Annotated in this window: 14 protein-coding genes and 1 pseudogene; 8 read left to right on the forward strand and 7 right to left on the reverse strand. The window is 60.3% G+C overall.

Translation table 11 applies throughout. The annotated features are described in order from the left end of the window. Window positions 1-11: 11 nt before the first annotated feature. From IX761_RS15530 to IX761_RS15550, 5 genes and pseudogenes are all read right to left on the reverse strand, one after another. The gene (locus IX761_RS15530; RefSeq protein ID WP_194790451.1) at window positions 12-2789 is read right to left on the reverse strand and encodes an NfrA family protein; all 2778 of its coding nucleotides are present in this window, start codon (window positions 2787-2789) and stop codon (window positions 12-14) included. Window positions 2790-2872: 83 nt separating this feature from the next. Then, window positions 2873-4519, reverse strand: a pseudogene (locus tag IX761_RS15535) (glycosyl transferase family protein); the annotation flags it as partial. Between the two features lie 6 nt (window positions 4520-4525). After that, complete coding sequence (locus IX761_RS15540) at window positions 4526-6685, reverse strand: hypothetical protein (protein WP_228533597.1); 2160 nt, start codon at window positions 6683-6685, stop codon at window positions 4526-4528. 312 nt (window positions 6686-6997) lie between these two features. After that, window positions 6998-8155, reverse strand: a complete 1158-nt coding sequence (wecB, locus tag IX761_RS15545; RefSeq protein ID WP_323744575.1) for a non-hydrolyzing UDP-N-acetylglucosamine 2-epimerase — start codon at window positions 8153-8155, stop codon at window positions 6998-7000. 75 nt (window positions 8156-8230) lie between these two features. Continuing rightward, a complete protein-coding gene (locus IX761_RS15550) occupies window positions 8231-9013 on the reverse strand; it encodes an NAD(P)H-dependent oxidoreductase (RefSeq protein ID WP_194790455.1) in 783 nt (260 codons plus the stop codon). Window positions 9014-9103: 90 nt separating this feature from the next. On the opposite strand from IX761_RS15550, the gene IX761_RS15555 reads away from it, so the two are divergent. Continuing rightward, window positions 9104-10006, forward strand: a complete 903-nt coding sequence (locus IX761_RS15555) for a LysR family transcriptional regulator (RefSeq protein ID WP_194790456.1) — start codon at window positions 9104-9106, stop codon at window positions 10004-10006. A gap of 271 nt (window positions 10007-10277) precedes the next feature. Here IX761_RS15555 and IX761_RS15560 read toward each other — a convergent pair whose 3' ends face one another. Together IX761_RS15560 and IX761_RS15565 are read right to left on the reverse strand one after the other, a co-directional pair. After that, window positions 10278-10448, reverse strand: a complete 171-nt coding sequence (locus tag IX761_RS15560; protein ID WP_194790457.1) for a hypothetical protein — start codon at window positions 10446-10448, stop codon at window positions 10278-10280. Between the two features lie 136 nt (window positions 10449-10584). After that, window positions 10585-10815, reverse strand: coding sequence for a hypothetical protein (locus IX761_RS15565; RefSeq protein WP_194790458.1), 231 nt, complete (start codon window positions 10813-10815; stop codon window positions 10585-10587). 362 nt (window positions 10816-11177) lie between these two features. Here IX761_RS15565 and IX761_RS15570 point away from each other — a divergent pair, with 362 nt between their 5' ends. The 7 genes from IX761_RS15570 to IX761_RS15600 all read left to right on the forward strand — a co-directional run bounded on the left by IX761_RS15570 (window position 11178) and on the right by IX761_RS15600 (window position 24918). After that, window positions 11178-11600, forward strand: coding sequence for a hypothetical protein (locus IX761_RS15570; protein ID WP_194790459.1), 423 nt, complete (start codon window positions 11178-11180; stop codon window positions 11598-11600). Window positions 11601-11647: 47 nt separating this feature from the next. After that, a complete protein-coding gene (locus tag IX761_RS15575; protein ID WP_194790460.1) occupies window positions 11648-12274 on the forward strand; it encodes a dTMP kinase in 627 nt (208 codons plus the stop codon). A gap of 1268 nt (window positions 12275-13542) precedes the next feature. Next, on the forward strand, window positions 13543-14772 hold the full coding sequence (locus tag IX761_RS15580; protein WP_023535636.1) for a Druantia anti-phage system protein DruA: 1230 nt from the start codon (window positions 13543-13545) through the stop codon (window positions 14770-14772). A 20-nt stretch (window positions 14773-14792) separates the two neighbouring features. Further along, complete coding sequence (locus IX761_RS15585; protein ID WP_194790461.1) at window positions 14793-16460, forward strand: hypothetical protein; 1668 nt, start codon at window positions 14793-14795, stop codon at window positions 16458-16460. Beyond that, the gene (locus tag IX761_RS15590) at window positions 16457-18346 is read left to right on the forward strand and encodes a hypothetical protein (RefSeq protein WP_194790462.1); all 1890 of its coding nucleotides are present in this window, start codon (window positions 16457-16459) and stop codon (window positions 18344-18346) included. The genes IX761_RS15585 and IX761_RS15590 overlap by 4 nt, the downstream gene beginning before the upstream one ends. 684 nt (window positions 18347-19030) lie before the next feature. Beyond that, a complete protein-coding gene (locus tag IX761_RS15595; protein ID WP_194790463.1) occupies window positions 19031-19381 on the forward strand; it encodes a hypothetical protein in 351 nt (116 codons plus the stop codon). Next, a complete protein-coding gene (locus IX761_RS15600; RefSeq protein ID WP_194790464.1) occupies window positions 19381-24918 on the forward strand; it encodes a DEAD/DEAH box helicase in 5538 nt (1845 codons plus the stop codon). Before IX761_RS15595 ends, IX761_RS15600 begins: the two co-directional genes overlap by 1 nt. Window positions 24919-25557 lie beyond the last annotated feature (639 nt).

Raw genomic sequence — 25557 nt, forward strand, 5'->3', positions numbered from 1 at the left:
GGCGATGGTCCTCAATACGACAGGGTCAGGTTCATGAACAGCCCCTCGGCCCGGTCGTTGGCACCGCCGCCGATGGCGAAGCGGTATTGCACGGTCCAGTCCAGGTAGGAGCGGGGGGTGTGGTAGTGGTCTTCACGGAAGTAGTAACGCAGGGCGACGCCGGGGCCGGCGCCCATCGACCAGGTGCCCTGGTCGCGGTTCAGGGAGTACTTGCCGCCGTCGATATCCTCCAGCAGGCCGCTCTTGCCCTTGAGGTGGGTCACTTCGTCCTTCTGCCAGATCCAGTCGGCAGCGCCCACCAGGTGCGGGAACAGCACCAGGTTGGGGGAGGCTTCGGTGAGCCGGAAGCTGCGGCCCAGGCGGATTTCGTTGCTCAAAAACAGTTGGCGGCGTAGCAGGCGGCCGTCGGCCGTGCCCAGCTCTTCGAGGCGCGAACCCTGGCTGTCGACGTCATGCAGGGTGAACTTCGCCGCGTTGTCTTCGAGCGAATAGCCCAACTGCGAATAGGCATCCACCGTCCACCAGCTGCGCTCCATGCGCAGCTCGGTGCCGCGGTAGAAACCGTAGGTCGCGTAGGCCAGCCAGCCGCCGGCGCGGTCCTTGAGCTGATAGCTCATCAGTGCGCCACTGATGCGATTGATGCCTTGGTTCTCACGATCAAGGTTTTCCGTGGCGATCGTTTCCTGAAGCTCGCAGCGCACACTGTTCTTGCCAGGACTCGCCGTCCCTTGACGTGTGGCGCTACCGAGCAGGAAGCGTCGTTCCAGGCCGACGGTGAAGCCGGTATCGGCAATCGAATAACGCACGCCCAGCGAGCCAATGGTGCTGGGGAAACCGCTGACCGATTTGGAATCGCTGCTGCCGTTGTCGTCCAGTGCCTGCTTGCTGCACGGGTCGATCGCGCCTGCGGCCTTGAAGCGGCCACCCTCGTCCCACAGCGTGTTGCTCATCCGCCCGTACACCTCCAGCACGCCGTTCTGGTCGTTGAACTGGCTCGGGCGCCAGTACAGCTCGGCGGTGCTGAACACCGAGTCGCCCGCCGAGCTTTGCCCGGCGTTGGCGATGGTGGTGCTCGGCCGGGCGCCGCGATAGCTGGTGGTCACCGTGGCACCCCATTCGCGATCGAAGGCGGTGATGGCGCTGCGGGTGTCGTGGCGTTGCTGCGCATCCAGGTCGAGGGTGCCTTGGTCGTCCAGGTCGATGACGTGCTTGAGCTGGCGTACCGCTTTGGGTTTCTCACCCATCGCCGACAGCGCATAGGCCTCGTCGAGCATCACGGTCTTCGGCGCCTTGCCGGTGTCCTGGGCGGCGCGGAAGTCTTCGCGGGCGCGGGCGGGCTGGCGGGTGCGCATGCGCAGGTAGCCGCGCTGCATCAGCAGGTCGGCATCGGCAGGTGCGCGGGCAATGGCATCGCTGAGGCGCTGCTCGGCCTCGGCGGCCTGTTGCGAGTTGCCGGCGGCGAGGGCGGTGGTCAGCAAGCGCTGGAACTCCAGATTGTCCAGATCCTGCTCGCTGGCCTTGCGGGCCTGGCGGATGGCCTCCTGGTAGTCCTGCCGCGCATAGGCGGCATAGGCTTCGGCGGCCGGGCCGGCGGCACCGCCGGCATCGGCGGGCAGCAGTTCGCACTGGGTGCCATAGGGCGTGTCCTGGCACGACTGGCGCGGGGCAGGGTAGTTGGCCAGGGTCAGCGCGGCGCTCGGGCGACGCGTATCGGCCAGGGCTTCGCGACGTTTCATGGCGGCCTCGTCGTCGGCCGCCAGCGGTGCCAGCAGCGCTGTGGCGCGGGCCTTGTCGCCGCCGGCCAGGGCAGCGTCGATGGCGATCAGGCGCACATTGCGCAGCTGTTCTTCATCGAGCCAGTCCTGGGCCAGGGCGCTGTCGAAGTCGCTGGCGGCCGCTGGGGCATTGCCCTGCAACTGGCGCAGGTAGCCGCGCATGACGATCATCACGGTGCTTTCGTCATCGGCTTCCAGCGCCTGGCTCGCAGCCTGTTCGGCGGCGGCGGATTGGTTGTCGAGCAGCAGCACGGTGACCAGCAACAGGCGGTGGCTGGCAATGTCCGGGGCCAGGCGCACCGCTTCACGCGCCAGGGGCACGGCGTCGCCGGGGCGGTTGGCGATCAGCGCTTGGTAGGCCTGTTCGGCCGGGCGCACGGCCATGCGCCGGCTCAGGGTCTGGCGGCGGGCCTGCAAGTCGCTGGTGTTGGGTGCGCCCAGCTGGACCGCCGTGTCCGCAGCGGCGGCGGCTTCGGGCCAGCGCTGCTGGGCTTCCAGGCTGTCGAGCCAGAGCAGCGCCCAGGCGCCCTGGCTCGGGTCGATACGAAATGCCCGTTCGGCGTTGCGTTCGGCGCCGGGCATGTCGCCGGCGTTGTAGGCGGCATAGGCCTTGGTGGCGAGCGGGAAACCGCGCTGGTAGGCCGCCGAAGGTGCCGGGCCATTGCTGGCCGTGGTGGATTGCAGGTTGGCCACCGCAGCTTGCAGGCCGGGGTCGCGCACACCCCGTTTGAGGGCGCCTTGTGCGGCCTGGCGGGCCTCGCTGCGCCGCCCGAGCTTCTGCAGGGTATAGACCTTGAGCAGGTTCAGGCGGGCCACGTCCGGGCGCAGTTTGAGCGCGGCATCCACCTGTTGCAGGGCATCGCGGTAGCGCCCCGACTGGTAGCTGCGGTAGGCCAGGTCGGCCTGCTCCCAGGCCACCCCCTCCAGCGGCACCTCGGCGGCCAGGGCGGTGGGCAGGCTGGCGCAGGCAAGCCAGGCACCGAGCAACAGAGTGGCGGGACGAGGGTGAATCATGTCAGTTCGGCAACCTGGGTCTTCTGCTTGGCCGCGTTGGCCGGGGGAGGGGTTACGGGGGCGGCGGCCACGGGCTCGCCGTTCTCCTGCTGGAACAGGATCGCTTCGTTGAGGGTGTCGGCATCCAGGTAGCCGTGTTCGAGCAGGATCTGCCCCAGCGGCTTGTGCTCCTCGGCCTGGGCCTTGAGCGCCAGGGCCAGGACGTCGTCGTCGATGGCGCGCCACGACAGCAACAGCTCGCCCAGGCGCAGGCGCTGCTGCTGCAACTGATCGGCCGAGGGGAAGTCGTGCATGGTCTTGTCCCACACCAGCGGCTTGCCGAGGAACAGGTAGCCCAGGTACAGGCGCCAGGCGCGGGCGGCGGCCATGGCGTTGATGAAGTTGCCGATGATCATCCGCGGCCCCGACAGCAGCGCATGCTCCCAGCCATACAAACGACCAACGAAGTAGGCGCGCTGGAGGATGCGCAAGCTCAGGGCCACGGTGTTGGCCCACATCAGATCAAGCAGCGCGCTGTTGGGGCTGAACGCCGAGGGGAAGAACACCTGCCAGTGGCCGCTGGCATTGAGTGCCAGGAACGCCAGGTGCTGGGCCAGCAGCAGGTAGGCGAGGATGGCGATGAACGAGGTGATCAGGCCCTTGCGGTCACGGAACAGCAGGTACTTGGTCGCCAGCGAGCCTTGCCAGCCCACCTGGCTCCAGCCCTGCAAACCGATGCCCAGGGTCCAGCGGGCTTTCTGCCGATAGGCGGTGCGGAAGGTGTCGGGGAAGTACTCGCGCACACCCAGGGGCATGTGCACGGCCACCATCTTCTGCTCGCCATTGCCGAACCAGGTGGTGCGCTTGGCCACGTAGTCCACCGGGAACTTGCCGAAGATCTGCTTCATGCCACGCCGGGCCAGGCGCGCGCCGATGTCGTAGTCCTCGGTGAGGGTGTCGGTGTTGAACGGCTGGTTGTTGGTCTCGGCCGACAGCTCCAGCAGCGCCTTGCGCGAGAAGCAGGTGCCGACGCCGGCCGAGGGCACCATGCGCGACATGCTTTCGCGCACCACCAGGTCCTTGGTGTGCCATTCGGCGAACTCGTCCATGTAGGTGCCGGCCACCAGTTCATACCAGTCGCGCTCAAGCGAAGTGACCGGCAGCTGGATGAAGTCGATGCGCGGCAGCAGGTAGTTGAAGTAGTGCAGCTCCAGGCGGTGCAGCACGTCTTCGCTGTCGTGCAGGATCGCCCCGGCGAAGGGCTCGGGCATGCGTGCGTCCTGGGCGAAGATGGCCTGGATGATCCAGTTCAGGCAGTCGGCCTTGCAGGTCGGGCCGTCGTGGGGCACCTCGACGCGCACCAGCTGCTTGTAGCGCCGGCGCATGCGCTCCACTTCGTCGATGGTGCGCTGGTCGTTGCAGTAGGTGCCGACGAAGATGTAGTAGTTCTTGTAGTCCAGCGAGCCGACCATGTTCTCCAGCATTGGCGCGATCACGTCGTACTCCAGCCAGGCCGGGATCATGATCGCCAGCGGCTGCTCGGGCTTGGCGCGCAACTGTTCCACCGTCAACGCCTGGTAGCGGCGGCGGCGGATCAGCAGCTTGCGGTAGACCTGGCGCACCCAGTACCAGGCGTCGATGAACAGGTCATCGAGGCTGGACAGCAGGATCAGCACCCCGACGAAGGCGGTGACGAGTTCCAGCACGCGGTAGTAGTCCGCCAGCAGGTACGGCCAGTAGAGCGACGACATGCGGCGTTACTTGCCTTTGTGCTTCAGGCGCAGGCGACGGGCCACCACACCGAGCAACAGCAGCAACAGGACGATCGCCGAGAGGGTCGGCAGTGCCCACACCAGCTGCTTGCGCCACTGGTGGAAGGGGGTGCCGGCCAGGTTGAGCTCGGGGTCGGTGGTGTCGATCCAGGTCAGCGGGCCCTGCTCGCCGACCACCACGGCATTGCCCTGGGTCAGCAGGAACGGCACTTGCGGCACCATGTCGGGGTTGCCGAGGCTGTTCCAGAGAATGCCTTGCTGGCCGGCGGAGCCGACCACCGACAGCGTGCCCAAGCCCTGTGGGCCTTGCAGGTCGAGGGCCAGCTGCTGGTTGCCCTGGGCTTGCAGGCGTTGCAGTTCAGCTACGCCCAGCACCGGCTTGGCGCCTGGCAGTTGCACGTCCACGGCGAGGAACGGTCGGCTCGGCTTGATTTCGGCCTGGCCGGCGGCCAGTACCAATTCGGCATTGACCGGCGACAGCGCGGCGGCGCTGGCCAGGCGGATCAGCTTGCCCAGGTGACTGACCGGCGCTTGCAACGCAGCCTGGTCGACGATCACCTGTGGCTTGCCAGCCAGCAAGGGCAGCAGGCCGATGAAGGTACCGTCGGGCTCGGCGTCGGCCATGGTCAGGTAGCTGCTGGGCAGGACATTGACCGGGTAGGCCTGCGGTACTTCGGCGCAGTTCGGCGAGCTCGGTTGGCGCTGGAAGCGCACCTGCACGGTGTTGGTGACCCCCAGGGCGTAGCCGGGGATGCGTGCCTTGAGGCGCTCGGGGGTGCCGTCGGCGGTCAGCTGCGCGGCATTGAGCAGGACGTTGTTCCAGATCACCGAGGCCACCGGCGCGGTGCTCGAGGCGCCCGGCGCGGCGGCCAGGTCGAAGTTGAGCTCACCCGGCATGCGGCCGTTGACCGACACCGCGCTGAGCGGGAAGGTGGCGGTCCATTCGCCGCGGCTGACCACATCGAAGGTGCCGAAATTGCCGCCCAGGCTGCTCAGGCGCAGGTGACCGTGCTCGTTGCGCAGCGCTTCGCCCACTGCCTGGACCTGGGCCTGGCGCGACACCAGCACGTTGCGCCAGTGCGCGTCGAGCACACCGGCGGCCTTGGCACCGGCATCGGCGGCCACGGCGATCAGCGCCTGGCGGCCGAGGCTGTGCAATTGCAGTTGCTGGGCGGGCAGGGCGCCGCCGGCGAGGCTTGCACGTTGCTTGCGCCATTGCGCCAGGGCGGCGAGGGCGTCCGGGTCGTCTTGCAGCTGCTGGGCCAGGGCATCCAGTGCCGCCGTGAGTTGGGATGCAAGGGCGGCGTCGGCAATGGCCAGGTCGGCGCGGGTGGCCTCGGTGTCGAGGAGCAGCAGTGCGCCCAGCTCGGCCGGGTTGGCCAGGGTGTGCCGGCCTTGGCCGGCCAGGGCCGCGAAGGCCGGGATCTTGGCCAGGGCCACGGGGACTTCGACGCCGGCCAGGCTCAGGTTGTCGCCGACCTGGGGCAGGGCGCGTACCTGGGCGCGTCGGGCGTTGCGCTCCAGGGCCACGCCCAGGCGCCAGGCGCTGTCGAAGCTGTCACGCTCAAGCGCGCCTGCAGCCACCAGAATCACCGGCTGTGCTGGCAGGCTGCTCCAGGCTTCGGCCAGGCTGGCCAGCGAGGACATCGCGTAGCGGTAGGTCAGGCGTGTTTCCGGCGACAGGGTCAGGACGTTGGCGGTGGCCCGCGGCGGGGCGCAAAAGTCATCGGAGACCGGCGAGCTCCAGTCCAGGCTGAAATTGACGAAGCCGCTGGCATGCTTGCCGCTGTCCACCGCCAGGGTGCGACCCAGGTCGCCTTCGCCACGAATGACGCGCTCGGCCACACGAGGCTGGCCGTCCACGGCCAGGCGCAAGGTCGCGGCTTGTACTTCGCCTTTGATGAACTGGCCCTTGAGTTCGATCTGTGCATCGCTGATCGCTACACCGCGTGGCACCGGCAGGAAGAACGCCTGGCGATTGTCGGCCTGGTCGAGCACCACCGGGTTGGTGATGCCCAGGTCTTTCAGCGACACGCTGCGTGACACCTGGTCCTGGGCGAGCAGCGCCTGCAGCGCTTCGCTGGCGGGGCTGGCGTGGGCGAGAAGCGGGGCGGTCAGGGCAGTGCTCAGGAGCGCGAACTGCAAGCGGCGAGTCGTGGGATTCAACGATCTGGTCCTTGAAGGTTCAGGGGCGTTGCCGGCATAAAAGCGAACGCAAACGTGTGCGCCGACAGGCACCAAAGGCGCGCGTCTAAGCATGGAAAGCAGGAAATTCAATGAGGGCGGGGGTGGCCAGGTGCCGCGGGCCGCCAGTGGAGCGCGATGACATTTCCTATGAACATCGGGGGCATACTTTCTAGTATCAAAGTGCCAATGTCAATAATTTGGTGTTTTGTTGTAGGAAAATTCCCTAAAACGTTCATTAAATTTTACGTCGCCGTTTTTTTGACGAGATGCTCAGTGCCCAGTAAATGCGGTGAATGACCGCCCCAGCAGGGCATCGACAATGCGCTCGCTGGCCTTGCCGTCACCATACGGGTTAACGCTGCGTGCGACCTGGGCGTACAGCGCCGGATCGTCGAGCATCGCGGCCACGGCCTCGACGATCCGGGCGCTGTCGGTACCTACCAGCTTCACCGTGCCGGCGGCCACGGCCTCCGGGCGCTCGGTGGTATTGCGCATCACCAGCACCGGCTTGCCCAGGTGTGGCGCTTCCTCTTGCACCCCGCCGGAGTCGGTGAGCACCAGGTGGGCGCGCTGCATGTACCAGACGAATTCCAGGTAATCGAGCGGGTCGATCAGGTGCACGTTGGGGTTGTCGCCGAGCACGGCCATCACCACGTCGCGCACCTGCGGGTTGAGGTGCACCGGGTAGACGATCTGTATATCGTCGCGCTGGGCCAGCTGGCCCAGCGCCTGGCAGATCTGCTGGAAGCCTTCGCCGAAGTTCTCGCGGCGATGCCCGGTGACCAGCACCAGGCGGCGACGGGCGTCGAGCCAGGGGTAGCGGCGGGTGAAGCCTTCGCCGATGTGCGGTTCGCGTTCGAGTTTGCGCACGATCAGGTCCAGTGCATCGATCACGGTGTTGCCGGTGACGTGGATCTGCCCTTGCAGGTTTTCCTGCAACAGGTTGGTGCGCGAGGTGTGGGTCGGGGCGAACAGCCAGCGCCCCATCACGTCCACCACTCGGCGGTTCATCTCCTCGGGGAAGGGCTGGGTCAGGTCGCCGGTGCGCAGGCCCGCTTCGACATGGCCAATGGCGATGCCGCGGTGAAAGGCGGCCATGGCGCAGGCGGCCGCGGTGGTGGTGTCGCCATGCACCAGCACGCAATCCGGCTTGAGCTCGTCGAGCAGGGCGTCGATGCGGGTCATCAGGCGGGCGAACAGGCCGTTGAGGGTTTGCCCCGGGACCATTACATCGAGGTCATGGTCGACCTCGATGGCGAACAACTGCAGCACTTGGTCGAGCATCTGCCGGTGCTGGCCGGTGCTGCAGACGATGCTCTGGACCCCTTCGGTGCGCGCCAGGACCTTGACCAGTGGCGCCATTTTTATGGCCTCCGGGCGGGTGCCGAACAGCGTCAGAACTTTCATTGCAGGCCACTCCATGAGCAAACGAACGGTTGAAGGGCGCGGATGATACCGGATCGCCAGCGCCGTGCATTGATCTGGAGCGGGTGTGCGTAATGCTCAGTCGTGCAGCAGGTGCACGCTCAGCCCAGATTCACCGGGTGCAAGCTCTGGTCGCAGGGTCAGGGCGGGAATCGCATAATCGCCGCCGTTCTGCCGACGGAACGCGATGGGGGCGTCCGTCCACAGGCCGTCGAGCCTCTGGGCCAGCTGTGCGCAGGCCGTGGTGAAACCATCGCTGTCCATTCGGCTGGTGCGGTAGACCGCAAAGGGTGGCAGCACTTCGAACCCTGGGTAGAACAGCATGCCGTGGTGGATGGGGAAGAGGATGTCGTTGAGCGGGCCGTTGATGCCGCGTTCGCTGTAGTGCGAGGCCCAGCCACCCATGCTGACCATCAACATGGCGCGCTTGCCGGCCAGGCGCCCTTCACCGTAGCGGTCGCCCCAGTGGTGGTCGGAATGTTCGCCCACGCCGTAGGCAAAACCGTAGGCGTAGACGCGCTCGACCCAGCCTTTGAGGATTGCCGGCAGGCCGAACCACCACAGCGGAAACTGCAGGATGACCGCATCGGCCCATTGCAGCTTGGCTTGTTCGGCCGCGATGTCATCGGCCTGGGTGCCGTTGGCCAGGGCAAGGCGGGAGGCCTCGGAGGGGTTGAAACGCTCTGCTGCGGGGTGAGCGAGGTAATCGTCGGCGTCTAGCACGGCCTTGAATTTCATGGCGTACAGGTCCGAGACCTGGACGCTGTGGCCTTGTTGGCGCAGGTGCTCGACGGCGAAGTCCTTGAGCGCGGCATTGAGCGAGCGCGGTTCGGGATGGGCATAAACGATCAGGATGTTCATTGCGGTTGTACTCCGGCAGTGGGGGATGGCCAAAGCATGCGGATACCGCGAATATTGTTGAAATGAATATCCAGAATTGCAGGTATTGCCATGCACAATTCCTTGCGGCGCCTCGACCTCAACTTGCTGGTCACCCTCGACGCACTGCTCGCTGAACATAATGTGACCCGCGCGGCCGAACGGCTGCACCTTTCCCAGCCGACGGTGAGCGTGCAACTGGCGCGTTTGCGCGAAGCCCTGGGCGACCCGCTGTTGTTGCCGGGCCCACGCGGCATGCGGCCCACGGCGCGGGCCGAGGCATTGAGGATGCCGCTGGCCCAGGCGCTTGAAGCCTTGCGCCTGGCCATTGCCGGGGATGAACCGTTCGATCCTGCTCAAGCCAGGATCACTTGGCGCGTGTGCGCCACCGACTATACCGAGGCGACCATCCTCTTGCCGGCCTTGAGCGCACTGCGCGCACAGGCACCTGGCACGCGCCTGGCGATCCTCGACATGAATCCGCCGACGCTGGTGCGCAAGGCGGAACTGGGTGAACTGGACCTGGCGTTTCACATTTCGATCGATGCACCACCGGGTCTGCGCCAGAAACCGCTGTTCACCGATCGCTATGTGCTGGCCGGGCGCGCCGATCATCCACGGCTCCGGCGCCGGCCGACGCTCAAGCAGTTCTGTGCGCTGGAGCATGTGATCGTGTCGCCTGATGGCGGTGGTTTCGTTGGGCCGACGGACCATGCTTTGGCCGAACAGGGGGTGAAGCGTAACGTGGTGATGTCGGTGCCGCGCTTTTCTGGAGTGGCGGCGATGCTGGCCAGTTCCGATCTGGTAGCGATGCTGCCGCAGCGCCTGGTGGCCGGGAATCCGGCGCTGGCCGTGGTGGAGGCCCCGCTGCCGGTGGCGGGTTTCGAAATGCTGATGCTGTGGCCGGAGCGGGTGCACCGTGATCCTGGCCACCGCTGGCTGCGGGAACACCTCGTCACGCTTGCAGCGCGTTGAGCTTGGGGCTGTCGAACGCGCCCCTGGTGCGCCGGCCTCTATTTGCTCCAGTCGTTGATGAGCACTGAAGCAGGCATACTATGTGGTACGAAATATAGTAGTTGTGAGAAGGGTAAAGCCTTGTCCCTAAATCACTTTTTACAGGCGTTGATACGATACTTGCTAGTCGCCGGTACGATACAGCTGCTGTTCTGCATACGCGATATCGCCAACTTCTCCTCCGCGGCAGAGCGGGTGAGAACACATGCGCACGCAACCGACTACTGTCAGGTCACGCGACGAATGACTGGTCCGAGGGTTCGCTTTGCTGATGATCCTGCAGGATGTTGAAATGTACCGCAGCGATACATAGGCCAGCCAAGCCGATGCTGGCAACGACGATGTCGCCCAACAGCATGCCGGCGAGCAGGGTCATCAAGCTGAGGCGGCTGATTGTCGTCATGTTCGTGTCCGTCGCGACGAGAAAGGGGCGTGGTCACCACCTTAACGCTCAATGGTGGGACGAGCAGCCGTGCAATTTGCAGGTGGCAGGAGATACCTACGGTTTGGCAGTTCCGGCGCAAGGAGTACAAATGTACTCACAAGCGGGCCAGCAGCAGGTTCTCTGGCAGGATCTGTCCATCGTCAGGCGGCAAGCCCCCAGCTTGGGTTTCATGCGCCCGTTGCAGGGTGGTGGCGACAGCGATTTCCGTTCGTGCCTCGATGCTGCGCGCCACGCCACCCACGGAGCGGTCGCCGAAGCCCAGCAGCGAGCAGCCGTTGTTGATCAACACGAAGAAGGCAAGCAACCAAAAGGGGCCGCATTTCATGACAGCAACCCCTGGGCGTTGGCGGCGGTGATCGCGAGGATGAACACGATGTAACCAAGAATCGCGGCGTAGGCACCTTGGCGCAATGCATCGAGGAGGAGGGTGGGCATGTGTGAAGCTCCAGATGTTGCTGATGGAGCCAAGCGTGATGCAGTCGCGGATCGATGAGAAACGATGTTCAGCGATGGCGACTATTGATGGACTTGATCGTTATGGCGCTTGAGCAGCGCCAGCGCAGATCGGTAGTGCAGGGTGGAGCAGGGGCGGAAGTGACTCAACTAGACTGAATGTGTCGTCGAGTGATTTGATCTGCCCACTTCGCGTTGGCACTTTCGGGGCCCGGATCCTTTGGAGCATTCATCATGCGCAAGTTGATACTGCTGTATGCATTAATTGCAGTCACGGCTTGTCAGGCGCCCATGCCAGCCGTCAATCCGCAGATGGCCTGGGTGGATTTCTCGATGCCATTCCCGAATGATCGCGTGCTGCTGGCCGAGCGCCTGGACAAGCAACGCCTGAGCGACGGTCGTTTTTTTCAGGTCAGTCCCGGCAGCCATGAACTGGTCGTCAGGTTCGACTACGAAGTCAATGGCGGCGGCGGTATAAGCCTGATGGGTGGCACCACGGTGCGCCAATGCTACCTGACCATCAATTACCAGGACTTCAAGGCAGGCCAGCGTTATGTGCTGGAAGCCCGCTCCATGGCCCTGACACCCGAGGCTCGGCTGTACAATGCCGCGGGAGAGATTGTGGCGCAGGTCAGCGAGTTCTATTGCCTGGCGTAACGAGGCCACTATTACCTGGAGTGTTAACCCATGTCGTTGTTTGAAGCATGAATCAATCGCTGTTCGTTGCGCTGGACGGGCCCAAGGGCACGGGAAAAACCACGCTGTTGGAGTCTGTGACGAAAATGCTCAGGGCCGACAACAGGAAGGTCATTCGTCTTTGCGAGAGAAAAAGAGATCCCTTCAGGGCCGAAACAATGGCGCTCGTCAATCAGTTCGTCAGGAACCCAAACCGGGATCTGGAGCTGGGCGTTTGCCAGCGTCTTGCCGACAGTCGCGCCTGGATCTCGCAGCATGTGCTGCCTAAACAGCCGCCGGGCAGCATCATCCTGATTGATCGATGGTACCCATCTGATGCCGCGTTTCGCCGGCTGGTGCCGTTTGCGCAGATTCTGCGGTTGAACCTGGATCGACAGGTGCGGGTGCCAGACCTGCATGTGGGAGTCGTCACCGCGCCGGAAATCTCCTGGGCAAGGGCTGCGGCACGCACGCGCGGATTGAGCAGTACCGTGATGCATGAACTGGATGAGCATGAGGCGTGTACCGAGGCGTTTGAGCGAGCGGCTGCAGATCACGATTGGGTTGTATGCCGTAACGAAGGGACTCTGGAAGAGGCAACGCTGCAGGTGGTAAGCGAAATACGTGAGGTGCTGCGATCGGGAAAAAACCTGTAGACCGGATGAGGAGGCTGTTCATCAACCAAATACTCAATTTTACAAGTGGGCGATGTCAGATGTTCACAAGCAGTTCCCGAGTCTGAGATTACAGGCTAAATACTCTACAGATTAAGGCAACTGTTCATAGATTGGTGTTCATAGATTCAGTTTCCCCGCGGTCCTCAGTTGTCTCACCCCCGACCTCTAACCGTCCCAGTCCGAAATGTAATGGATAATTGTTTTCAAAAAAAACATGCTTTGGGATCTGGTTGGAAATCGGGTAGAACCCGACAGGCTCAGAATTGAACAGTGTGGTTTGTCCCGGAGGTCATTGCTGATGCAACCTTCTAATAGCCTCAGTTGTAATGCTCGGAGGTCTCTAGGGACGCGGGAGTCTGTTCACAGCCCTTGAAGCCAGTAGGGGTTTACATCTGTAGTGGTCAACCATTCCCGGACACGGAATTGAGTTCTTTTCAGCAACCGTCGGCGGCACAGAACCGTTGTACTGATGTGGCCGTGTCCAGTTATATCGCTGCATGAGTGCCTGATCCTTGAGCTTTATGATCTGCGCATGCCAGATCACCGCAGCAGCGATTTCCGGACGTATAACCTTGGAGGGACGGGCGGGAATCTTGTGTGCGGCAAGCCAGTAGAGGCAATGTCGCCTTGCAGGTCATCCAGGCTTGCTGAGGTGTTTGATCATGCTCTGCAACATACCAATAACACCGTGCCTGTGAGGTTCCCGAGAGTCAATTCGAGCGAAATCAAGGTTGGACACAGTAGGACCAGCGCTGACGCCTGATCGCACCATTCAGCGGGAGAGGAGAAGCACAAGCGAAAAAGGCTGGCGCAATGCCATCCCCAGGCTATAGGCTTATGCCCGCACTGCACTCCCGGAAGAAAGGCATGATTCAGACCTGCACTGAGATTCGTCGACAGCTCTGGTACTTGGGGAACCTTGCAGTGGGGCAGGGTTATGAGAATCATCCACGCGATGGAGCACCTTTACGCCGCCTAGCGGAGAAGGCCGGTATTCTGAGTGAAAGCTTCGTCAGGTCCACGGGCACCAAGCACATCACTGCCCAGCAGTACCTGATGCCGTTCCCAGTCATATTTGACGTTATTCTGACCAAGGCATCGCAGAGCGCGCCCGATATAAGCTGGAGTTTAATATTCCCAGGAATGCACTGACATCCCTTTTCAGGTACGCAGTGTATGAACCATCGCATGCGTCATGAATAAATTTCGATATTCAATGCAGCATGACAGTGAGCAGGAAGCCGTAGATGTCACAGGGCAACATCATTATCGCGGGCGTTAATCCGAGGGAGGCGAACCTCAAGCGAAAACTCCGTGAACACTTGCATACTCTGGGCTTCACCAGAACTGATGAGGGTGCCTTGCGAGCGCCCGGCAATGACAAGGATGCGATCCGGGTGTTGCATGGAGCTCAACGGGAGGAGCGCCTCATCGCCAGCAGCAACTTTGTAGCTCGAGCGGGTGCTAAACTGATGCAATATTTCGCCTCAGGTACCGAGGTGATTCCCAAGAAAATTTCCCCTGCCCTGGAGCGGGTTTCGTCGGGCACCTGGCAGAGCGACTTATTCCGTCTGGCATCGCTTTCGTGGTCCGTCCCGGTGTCCAGCGGCTTCGGCAGGCGGTTGCGCTATCTGGTGTGGGATCAATCCAATGGCAAGCTAATGGGCATCATTGCCGTGGGTGATCCAGTGTTTAACCTAGGTGTGCGGGACAAATTCATCGGCTGGAACTCGCATGATCGAGGCGCGCGCTTAGTCAACATCATGGATGCCTACGTCCTGGGAGCGCTCCCTCCTTACAACTCCTTGCTCTGCGGCAAACTGATCGCTTGCCTGCTTCGAAGTCGTGATCTTTACAACGACTTCGCCCATGCCTACGGAGCCACCACGGGCATAATCTCTCAGGAGGAGAAGCGGGCGCGCCTGATGGCCGTCATCACCACGTCTTCGATGGGCCGTTCCTCGGTATACAACCGTCTAAAAATCAATGGCACAGAGTACCTTAAGTCAATCGGCTACACCGGCGGCTGGGGACACTTCCATATTCCTGATTGGTTGTTCCTGGAACTGCGTGACTATCTGCGCCACATTGATCACACCTATGCTGATCATCACGCGTACGGCCAAGGGCCGAATTGGCGATTGCGCACCACCCGCGCAGCCCTGAAGGCGCTGGGTTTCAAAGATGACCTGATGCGTCACGGCATCCAACGCGAAGTCTTTATCTGCCAACTGGCAACCAATGCGACGAAGATCCTGCAAACAGGCAAGGGTAAGCCGGATATCCGGTCTCTTCAGACAGTGAAGCAAATCGCAGATCAGGCGCTGGATCGGTGGGTGATCCAACGGGCCGCTAACGTCCCCGATTACCGGCGGTGGCGCTCATCGGACCTAATTTCTTTGTTTGGTAGCCAAGCACAATTGCTGCGCCCCGAGTTCCAGTTGAATAACGAGAAGGCGAAAGCTTTCGGACACTAAGGGATGCAAGGAGGCAGGCCTTGGATTACGCCGTCAACACGTTAACAAACCAGGTTGAGTCAGCAGAGCAGGCCACACGCAAGGGACGCTATGTGTGCCCGATCTGTCGCGCAAAGGTATTACATCGGGCTGGGATCAAGCAGAAAAAGTGCTTTGCTCATTGGCCAGGTTTCGGCTCGGCACAGTGCGATAATTTTGTGCCAGGCCTGCACGGTCAGCATGGAGCCGGGCTCGCATTGTCGGCGCGGCCCATGCGTAGTATGGAACTACGGCTGAAAATTGAGAGAGGGAGAAACCGCGCTGCCTGGTATCTGGAACTAACACTACCGTCTTGTCGGCCCTGCGACGCGAGTTTCACCCTGGACGTAGGCAATGGGATTCTTCAAGAGATTGACATGCGCGGAATGCCGAACGGCCGCCGCGTGACTGCGGAACTTTCGCAAGAGAGTTTTCGCATCGTGTCGTTCCAAGGCACCCCCGATCGGCATTTTACCGATGGTGTAGAGCGCACCTGTCATGGATTGCCCACCTTCGGGGCCGCAGTATTTACGGCCTTGGCAGGGGATAGAACGCCGGGCTTTCCCAGAGCCCAGGAGCTCAGAACGGACGGTAGCTACGCTCTGTTGTGGAAGGCACCGGAGAACCTGAATTTTCCAGAGGAACTGGTTCCTGATAAATTTCACAGTCGTGAGGGTTGGAACCTAGCTCTTATTACGGTGCCCACGTCACCTTCCGATGCCTGTGCAGAATGGCTGGAGTCCTTGACGGGCTTGACCATCAATGGAGCCGTGCCAAGTATTTCAATCGCTTGGCCGTTCTTGACCCAGAGTTCCAGTTTAAATTCCGCCGAATGCGTTGCCTCGACCGCAATCATCCTCACAGCCCGAGGAATGCCGGTAGGGCAGACCGCTAACGGGCCAACCATGTTACTGCTGAGCGGGCAGAATCGGCTTTCGGCAACAGGAGTGGATCGAGATCCGGCACTATTTGCCTTGATACCTGACAGCCGTCAGCAGTTCCATGTGGCCAACGCTGGTACGTCGGAGATTGAAAAATACGTATCGACGACCTTCAACGTCGACGCTGCGATCGATTTGCCTGGGGTGGAGGTGGCTTTCACTAACACCGCCGGCGTGCGCTTGGTCGTGCCCTTCGAAGGAGCCCGATGCAAGGAATGTATCGCCTTGGCCAGGCTCAACCAGATGAGACTGGAATACCTGTCAATACCTCCTGGTGCGTCGGGCTCTGTTTACCTTGAACGCGCTGCCACTGGCCTCAAGTACGAGCTGGCAGCAAGTGATCTGAGCGCGCCTCACAACCAGCATCAGCGCTTGTTTACGCCAGAACTACAAGCGATCGTTATTGACGGTTTGATTGATGCTGCATGCCACGTCGACCTCGACCTAGGCGGCTTCGGCAGGCTGCGTTTACGTGGTAGCGCACAGTGCCCGTCGGACATCGCTGTGCCATGTCTCGGGCCATCTATACGCTTGCGGCTGCGCAGCTTTATGACGCAATTGCAGTGCTCTGCGCCGGCCCACATTGACGCCGACGATGTCCAGTTGGTTTACGCGTTCGGCGCCATCCAACCACAACCTCCGCTAATTCCGCATTACCGTGCCTTGATCAAGGACGTTATCGCCTGCGGTTTTGAGGTCAAATCTTCAGGAAAAAGTGTCTCGCCATGAGTTACTACTACAGCCAGGAGGCCAGAGTTCGGATCTCGGCGTTCGACCAGCAGTCCCTTACCGAGTTTATTGAGGAAGTACCGCATAGCTATCGAAAATCCTGCTATGACCGGATGACCGCCATTGACGGTTTTCGCAGCGGGACACCCACTGACTTCAAAGCCAAGCAAAAGCGACTCATCAGTCATCTATTGCATCCACTGGGTGGCCAGAAGAGTGAAGCCGATTGGAAGGCCTTCGCCAACTTCTGGGTAGAGTGGGCGAGAAATCATCTGCACAAAGATTTCCCCGCAGGTGACAAATTGCCGCCCGCTAATGATGCGGGCCCGCTTTTTCTGGCGAAGCTCGTTGAACGTTTCCCGGATGCCCCACGCGAGACGGTAGAGCGCTTGATCGCGTTTAGTGGGTTCGCTGACCACGCCGACACTCAGACAGAACTGAGCAAATTCCGCACTGCGGCCATAGTGGCGCGTGATCGACTGTTTGAAGCCTTGCCGGATCGCGTCGGCACTCTCGAGGACAGCGTTGAGAGCCTTGAAGCGACAGATGATGCTTTTGTCGAACAGCTCAATGCACTGCGCTTGAAGGATGACAACCTAGCTGGAGAACTGCGTGACATCAGGGAGCGCGCCACTGAGTCGACGCGCGACCTCGCCGAACTTCGCGCACTGACAGAACGCCTCCTTGCCGCGGATGAGCAGTTGGTATCGACCGTCCGCGCATTGGAAGAGAACGCCATGCGCGCCGGCGCTTCCGACGAAGCAGCCCAAGACGACATCCGTTCCTTGAGCGAAGCAGTGAAGGTGCTGTCTGAGCGGTCAGGTGCTTGGGATGAGATGACTGCACACCTCAGTGCGATCGAAAACCGGCTAAAGCCTATCACTGCACGCGAAACGGCTTGGGTGGAGACCACAGAAGCTGTAGCGCGGCTGTCAGAACGCCTGGAAACTTTGCAAAATAGCGTTGGTACAGTAAGGAGCGAGTCACCCCCTACGTCGCAGGTTCGTCTGTTTGAAGCAGAGCCTCAGGGGCCACTTGTCGAGATCCTAAGCGTGGAGACCGCGTGCGATTTGATCTCCACCAACCTACAAGCATGCGGTTTCGTCAAAGGGACAGCACTGACCGTTGCACGTCAAATCATAGCCGCGCTTGCCGCCGGTCAGTTGATCCAATTTACCGGGTCGTTGGCGGACGTGGTCGCTGACGCACTGGCTGCGGCCGTGGGTGGATCAAGCTACCACGAGTGGCGCATCCCTGTCGGCCTTGTCTCGGATGAGGCAGCGGCGGAATGCCTGGAAATAGTGGGAGAGACCTCAGGCTGCCTAGCCCTGAAAGGCGCAAATCGCTCCGCCTTTGAAGTTTATGGCTCAGCCATTCGCGAGGTGATTACCCGCCGTCAACTAGCGATGTCCGTCTACCCCCGACTTGCGCTGGTCGCCTCGTGGGCCCAGGGACCTGCAGCATTTCCAGGCGGTGGCACACTTGCCGAACTCGGCCCGGTTTTTGATACCGATGTGCTTCCCATGCGTGGCGTAACTTCCCGATTGATCAATGTGAAGTATGGTCATCTCGCGCAAGAGTCATGGGACCAACTTGAGGGCTTCGACAGCGGCATGTCCGGTGCTCTCGTGGCGGAGTTGGAGGAACTGCTGAAAGAGGCGGGCTTTCAGCCGGGCAACCTTTGGAGAAGATGCGCCGAACGAGCCTATCTGCGCTTACGGACTGCTGCAGGAAGCAGCGAGGAAGGGGACCTGTATGCTCTTTTAACGGCATGGGCACTGCCTTGGGCAAAGAGTACAGGCGGTCCGGTCGACGACTTAGCCCGCCTGGCAGAGCAGGTCATGGCTCAACACCAGGCTGAAACTTCTCATCTCGAGGGGGCCTAGATGAGATGGCAAGCACTGTCCCGGCACGAGGCACAAAGCATCTTGGCCAATGGCCTAAGTTGCACCACCCAAGGCGAAGGTCTGCGGATCGCCGCTATCGCGGAATGTCTCCGTGCTGCCTGCTTCCTACGCGCGATGCCTACCGAAAATCGGGGCGCGTGGACACCTGTGGCTTCACTCAGCCTGACCAGCCTGACCCGAAAACATCTTGGGCCAATTTGGCCAGGGATGCTGGATGACACGGAGGCCAAACCTGGCGTACTGAGCATTCTCGACAGCCTAGAGCAGATCGGCGATTTGGTTCGGGTTGAAAAAGGATGGTTGCCTCCTCCTCCACGAGCGATCAGGTCTCAGGACGGCTACGCGGTCGTACTGGGGGGCGGACCCTCACCGCGTTTCCCGCGAAGCGTTAAGGCTAGGGCACTCGGGCGAGTGCGGGTGATACCGACGTCACTCTGTGCGGGATGGCTAGATATGGGCGACCCGAGTGACTGGATCGGTGCGCCTCTTGAGGGATTGGCAACCTGGTCTTCTAACTTTCTCATGCAAGCGTCCAGACGTTTTACCTCTTGCCCAACGGATGTCGCGCCTGTATCCGTGTATGTGCAAGGACGTTGGTCTGAGCTGGTAAGTCAGCCCAGTAACTCCGGACATTTCCTGGCCAAGTGTCGAACCGAGAACATAGTGAGTTATTTCATAGGCAAATTTCACTGCGGTCGGCTTGAACAGTTGGCATCCATCGAGGCATCTGACGCACGTCGCCTGCGCTTCTATCTGGATCTCGAAGCGGGCCGGCCTTGTAAGATGCAAATAGAAAGCTCCCCACGGTTTGTGACCTTGCGATCGTATCGCCGGCTTCCGCCTGAGCAGGAGAAGGCACTGCTGCTCGGCTGGGAGTTACCTAGAACCGAGAGTGATCATGCCGGGTTGAAAATCCATGTAATACCAGTCGAAACATTCCCCATTGTGCGCTGTGCGCTTGAGGGATTAGGCATTGTTTTGGTCGAGCGCGGCGGCGCACAAGGAAGGATCTGATGAACAACACGTCCATGGCAGAGGCTGTCGGGGTGCACGAGACCGCGAGAAGTCTCACCGAAAGCTTGCGGCAGTATATCGAGGCGCAATATCACATCCGGGATGAAGGACTGGTCAGGGAGCGCCACGCGCTTTTGCAAGCCAATGCTACCATCGCCCAGACCCCCTACGTGGAGGCCACGCAAGTCTATAAAACAGGTGAAGCTTATCAGCACTTGGCCATCCCGCCGGCGGCTGCTTCAGTGTTGAACGACTTGTCCGGGATGGGCTTGGGACTCTATCCCCGCCCCTATGAACATCAGGCGCAGGCCTTGAGCGCATTCTTGGGTGATGAGTCGGCGGACTTAGTCATCGCGACTGGTACGGGCTCAGGAAAAACCGAAAGTTTTCTCATGCCAGTGATTGGCTCCCTGGCAATCGAGGGAGCAGAGCGGCCAAAGTCCGCATCAATGCCCGGGTGCAGGGCCATGCTCTTGTATCCCATGAACGCCTTAGTCAATGACCAATTGGCGCGAATTCGTCGCATTTTTGGCAACGCCGACGCAGCGGGTGTCTTGCAGCAGGGCCGGACATTGCCAATTCGCTTTGGCAGTTATACCGGGCGCACGCCTTACCCGGGCAAGCGGGAAAGTAGCCGCGATGAACGCTTCATCAAGCCGCTGTTCGAGCAATTCTACAAAAGGGTCGCCAACGTCCCGGCAGTCCAGGGCGAGTTGGCTAGGATCGGCCGCTGGCCGAGCAAAGATCTCGTGGGCTTTTATGCCGATGACTCGGTGCAGACCAAGACCTATTCGTCGGGTAAGCGGCAAGGCAAACAGTTCATTTCCAAAAACTGGAAAGGGCGACTCCTCACGCAGCCTGGTGACCGTGAGTTGATGACGCGTGACGAAATGCAGGTGCGCTGCCCCGAACTGCTAATCACCAACTATTCAATGCTCGAATACATGCTAATGCGCCCCATCGAGCGGGACATCTTCGAACAGACCAAGGACTGGTTGAAAAGTGATGTTCGCAACGAGTTCATTCTGGTACTCGATGAAGCACACATGTACCGCGGAGCGGGTGGGGCAGAGGTCGCGCTGCTGATTCGTCGACTCTGCGCCCGCTTGGACATCCCACGCGAGCGTATGCGCTGCATCCTGACCAGTGCGAGTCTGGGCAGCGAGGAGGCTGCAGCGTACAACGGTGAGCGGTTTGCCCGCGACTTGACCGGTTTACTAGAAAGCTCGCCGCGTCGACTTCGCGTCATTCAAGGTACCCATGAACTCCGGCCCGGTGACCGCAGCATCACCGATGCGCAAATGCAAGCGCTGGCCTCTTTGAATCTGCCTGCGTTTCAGCGCGCGGCAAACGACTTGTCATCAGTGATGCGTGCGCTGAATGACCTGGCTCGAGCACTCGGCTGGGACTCGTTCCAAGGCTCGGATCACGCCGGGCTGCGGAACTGGCTGTTCGAGAACCTCACTGGGTTTGGCCCCTTGGAGAGGCTGATCGAGCTGGTCTCAGGCAAAGCCGAAAAGCTTGATGACCTCGGCGAAAAACTCTTCGGTAGAACGCAGGACAACAGCCCAGAAAAGGCCACCGATGCGTTGCTGGCGCTGGGAAGCTACGCCCAACGACGTGCGGATGGCCGGGTTTTATTACCGACGCGGCTCCACCTGTTTCACCGCGGCTTGCCGGGACTCTATGCATGCATTGATCCTGATTGCTCCAGTCGTCACGGTAAACACGAGGGCTCAACTGTCCTGGGAAGCCTGCGCACCAAGCCCTCGACGCAATGCAACTGCGAGTCCAAAGGTCGAGTGTTTGAATTTCTGACCCATCGTGATTGCGGTGCTGCCTTCGTGCGCGGCTACGTGAACGCAGCCATGGATTTCGTCTGGCACCAACCCAATGGCCCGTTCTCCGAAGCGGGTACGGCGGCGTTGATGCCAGTGGATATTTTTGTTGAGGAAACGACGCACCCGCGAAGCCGTCACCGCGACAAATGGCTGCATATTTCGACGGGCATCATGAGCTCGACCAGCCAGGAAGGGGTCGAGGGGTTTCGCAGGGTGCGAGTGCCGGACAAAACGCCAATGGGGGAACCAATTACCTTCGATAATTGCCCCGTCTGCACGCGAAGGATCCGCAATGGTAAAGATGAACCCTCAAAGATCATGGACCACGTGACCAAGGGGGAGGCACCGTTTACTACTCTGGTTCGAACCCAGATGGCCAGGCAGCCAGAGAGCAGGGTCGTGGATGCCCGCCACCCGAACGGTGGGCGCAAGGTCCTTATCTTTTCGGACGGCCGGCAGAAAGCGGCTCGTCTGGCACGAGACATTCCTCGCGACATCGAATTGGACGTCTTCCGGCAAGCGATTGCCTTGGCCTGCCAAAAACTGCGAGATATTTCGCGGGAACCGCGGCCTACGCATGTGCTTTACACAGGTTTTCTAGCAGTTCTCACCGAGTTTGACCTGCCGCTGTTTGATGGCGTTGACGCGCGCAAGGTCGCCGACGCGATTGCACTGTACAAACGCGATTGCGACTCTGATTTGGAGGAGGCACTACAACAAAACGGTCTGCCTCCAGAGTTGCCAGCACGCTATCGCATCGCTTTGCTCAAGCTGCTGTGCAGTAGCTACTACTCATTGACTGGGACCACCATTGGCTACGTCGAGCCAGTCACCACCAAGCTGAGGAAAATCAAACAGGATCTCGTTGCGGCGGGTGTAACAATCGCGGACCAGGACCTGCGAGCACTGGCCATCGGCTGGATAGAAATGCTGCTGCAGGACTTTGCGTTTGACAAATCGATTGATCGTATCCTGCGTATCAAAGCGGCGGGATATGGAAAACCATCGTGGAGCAGCAACGGTAAGTTTGACAAAGCGCTGAGAGAGGCGCTCGCCACCCATCTGCCCGGTCACTTGGCAACACTAGAGGTCATCGAAGCGACGCTGCGTAATCACTTGGCCGACGAGGAAAACGGCGGCTGGTTCCTGTCGCCTAACTCACTTAACTTAGTGGTGAACCTCGATCACGTCTGGGCGCAATGCGGCCAGTGCACGGCCGTCACACCGCTCGCATTATCAGGCAAAATTTGCCTGGCGTGCGGGAGTGATCGTGCCACGCTTGTGGATCCTGCCATGAGTGAATATCTAACCGCCCGCAAGGGACTCTGGCGCGAACCGGTATGGGAGGCATTGCAGCCAGGTGCGAGGCTCTCCAATCTCAACGTGGAAGAGCACACGGCACAGTTGTCGAATCGTGATCGAAACAAAGTGCATGCGACCACGGAGCTTTATGAACTGCGTTTCCAGGATGTGCTGATCGATGCTAGCGACCGCCCGATCGATGTGCTCAGTTGCACGACGACCATGGAAGTAGGCGTCGACATCGGTTCATTGGTAGCGGTTGCTCTGCGCAACGTGCCTCCTCAACGAGAAAACTATCAGCAACGCGCTGGGCGGGCGGGGCGCCGAGGTGCATCCGTTTCCACGGTAGTGACCTATTCACAAAACGGCCCGCACGACAGTCACTATTTCCTGAACCCCCGGTACATAGTGGCCGGACCACCTCGCACGCCCGAGATCAAGGTGGATAACGCCAAGATTGCTCGTCGTCACGTCCACGCCTATTTGTTCCAGACGTTCTTCCATGAAGTCATGGCCAAGAATCCGGTACTGCCATCATCCAAGACGGCATTGCTGCAAAAGGCATTGGGTGCGACCCATGATTTCTTTTTTGGCGGTAACGATTCTGGGCTTAATCTCGAGCAGTTCAAGGCATGGATCACGAGTAACGTGCTTCAGGATAATGGCCCTTTAAAACGGTCCGTGCTGGCATGGCTCCCGCCGAGTCTCGATACGCAAGGGCTCACCTTGATGGAGTGGCTCGAAGAGACCGTTCATGGTTTGATGCAGAGGTTGCATGAGCTAGCGGCGCAGCTACCGCAACAGGCGTTAAGTCAAGCCGACGAGAGCGAAGTGCAAGAGGTAGATGAGGTCAATGACGATGACAGCAATGCATCCGATGCTGAAATTGAGCAAAAGGAATTGCTGGAGTTTCTTTTCCACCACGGCTTACTGCCTACCTATGCGTTTCCAACGAATTTGTGCAGCTTCTTGGTGGAGAGCATGGCCAAGGTAAATGGCAGGTTGGAAATTCAGACTGTCCAACGTCCGCAGCAGTCGATCAGCAAAGCCTTGAGTGAATATGCCCCAGGACGGCTCATCGTGATCGATCGACATACTTATCGATCCGGTGGGGTCTTCGCCGACCTGCCAGGGAATGTGGTCAATCGCGCGGCACCTCTGTTCAAAAATGCCAAGCGCCATGTTCATTGCAAAACCTGCACTTTCGTCCGTAACCCCAATATGCCATCCGACCCCAAAGATCCATGTCCGGTATGCGGCGGCGTGCTTGCCACAGAGATGATGATCTTGCCGGAGGTGTTCGGCCCGGAAAAAGCTGAAGACTTGCCTGAAAACGATCGAGAGCAGGAAATTACCTTCGCAACGATGGCGCAATTTCCGCAGCCTGTTAATCCTGATGAGTTATTCTTTCAACCCTGTGGGCCGAAGGCGAGTTTCACCCATGCAGTTGACCAGACGCTGGTGACAGTCAACCGGGGCATAGAGGGGGCCGAATCTAGTGGCTTCCTAGTATGCGTTGAATGCGGCCACGCCTCTGTGTCTGACCGCAACGCTCATCTCGGCGCACATGACCGGCCTTACAAGTTGCTAGCTCCCAAAGGCACACCTGCACAGTGCTCCGGTCGCTTTGAGCAAGTCCTCCTAGGTCATGATTTCAAGACAGACTTGCTACTGCTCAGATTGAAAATTGAAGCGCCGCTGGTTACGAATACGGCCGAGGTTGTGGTCCTGCAAATCCTTGAGGATGCTCTTCACTCTATAGCCGAGGCGCTAAGGCTAGCGGCAAGCCGGCATCAACAATTGGACCTCGACCCCTCAGAGTTCGGGTCGGGCTTCAGGATCGATCCCGGAGTGCAGGGGGAGGCGCGTGTACTGGAAGTCTTCCTGTATGACACTCTTTCAGGAGGAGCTGGCTACGCAGAGATCGCAGCCCGCCACATCGTAGAGATCCTGGAGGCAACCCGCCAATTGTTAGAGAACTGCGACTGTGAAACGTCCTGCACCGAGTGCTTGAATCACTTCCATAATCAACACCTGCAGAGCCGTCTCAACAGGCATCTCGGAGCCACGCTATTGAAGTACGCCGTGGATGGCGTAGAGCCTGGCTGTGCGTCCTTAGAGGAGCAGTGGCAGACACTGTCGCAATTGCGCGCCAGCCTCGTACTCGACGGTTACCAGTGTAGGTTCGATGCGGTGGGATCAGTACCGATGATGGTGCAGCGCAATGGTCGAAGCCTTGCAGTAGGCTGCTTCCCTGGGCTTATTCACACGCCAGATTTCGTGCATGGTGTGGCGTCAGCGAAAGGCGTGGATGGCCATCTGGCCCTGAATGAGTATTTGCTCCGGTCAGATATGTCCGGTGCCCACCAAAGGATCAAGGAGTTGTTCGAGTAGCCAAACAGGGACTAAACCGCGCGTATAAAGCAAGGGCGAAGGCCCGTTGGCCGCACTAAGAGCGGCCAACGGGCTCGCAATTACCGAATATGCTGGCCTGGAAAAGTAATCAAGGCCAACCTCATTTGCGAGCAGACACGTGCGGTAGGTGGAAGGCTAGGGTGGGGCTGTCAAGCATTGAAAACAGACGGCAAGAAGACTCAGTTCATCAGCGCGAGATCAATCAGATTGGGCAGTACTGTCTCCGCGTGGCCTATCAGCATGATCTCGTTCGGGTTGTTCATTGATACATCTTTGCGATTGACGTATATGACCACTGCACCAGACGCCAACGCGATATCTGGTAAGTCAGCAGCAGGCCTGTGGATCGCGCTGGATTTCGTAGATAGCTTGTTGCATTAAACCGGGGCCGAGTACGATCGCCCTGAGCAATCCGCGTCTGGCTGAAAACACAACAGCGATAAAAGGGTGAATACGAGGGAACGTCTTACGAGAGTTCAGTGCAACACAGCAGAAAGGCAAAAGCCCGGTCGTTACCGGGCTTTGCAGATCCCTCAAGGGGAGATAAAGCTCAAGTGCCTCAAGGGCTACCAGACAGACTCTACGAGCGGTAGGCGCACATGTCAACGTTTTGCGTCT

It is taken from the genome of Pseudomonas sp. UFMG81 (genome assembly GCF_015354575.1).
In the GTDB taxonomy this organism is placed as follows: Bacteria; Pseudomonadota; Gammaproteobacteria; order Pseudomonadales; family Pseudomonadaceae; genus Aquipseudomonas.

Excerpts from the sequence above, each read along its gene's own strand:
- IX761_RS15530 (WP_194790451.1), bottom strand. The coding sequence starts at position 2,789 with ATGATTCACCCTCGTCCCGCCACTCTGTTGCTCGGTGCCTGGCTTGCC.
- IX761_RS15550 (WP_194790455.1), bottom strand. The coding sequence starts at position 9,013 with ATGAACATCCTGATCGTTTATGCCCATCCCGAACCGCGCTCGCTCAAT.
- IX761_RS15555 (WP_194790456.1), top strand. The coding sequence starts at position 9,104 with ATGCACAATTCCTTGCGGCGCCTCGACCTCAACTTGCTGGTCACCCTC.
- IX761_RS15560 (WP_194790457.1), bottom strand. The coding sequence starts at position 10,448 with ATGACGACAATCAGCCGCCTCAGCTTGATGACCCTGCTCGCCGGCATG.
- IX761_RS15565 (WP_194790458.1), bottom strand. The coding sequence starts at position 10,815 with ATGAAATGCGGCCCCTTTTGGTTGCTTGCCTTCTTCGTGTTGATCAAC.
- IX761_RS15570 (WP_194790459.1), top strand. The coding sequence starts at position 11,178 with ATGCGCAAGTTGATACTGCTGTATGCATTAATTGCAGTCACGGCTTGT.
- IX761_RS15575 (WP_194790460.1), top strand. The coding sequence starts at position 11,648 with ATGAATCAATCGCTGTTCGTTGCGCTGGACGGGCCCAAGGGCACGGGA.
- IX761_RS15580 (WP_023535636.1), top strand. The coding sequence starts at position 13,543 with ATGTCACAGGGCAACATCATTATCGCGGGCGTTAATCCGAGGGAGGCG.
- IX761_RS15590 (WP_194790462.1), top strand. The coding sequence starts at position 16,457 with ATGAGTTACTACTACAGCCAGGAGGCCAGAGTTCGGATCTCGGCGTTC.
- IX761_RS15600 (WP_194790464.1), top strand. The coding sequence starts at position 19,381 with ATGAACAACACGTCCATGGCAGAGGCTGTCGGGGTGCACGAGACCGCG.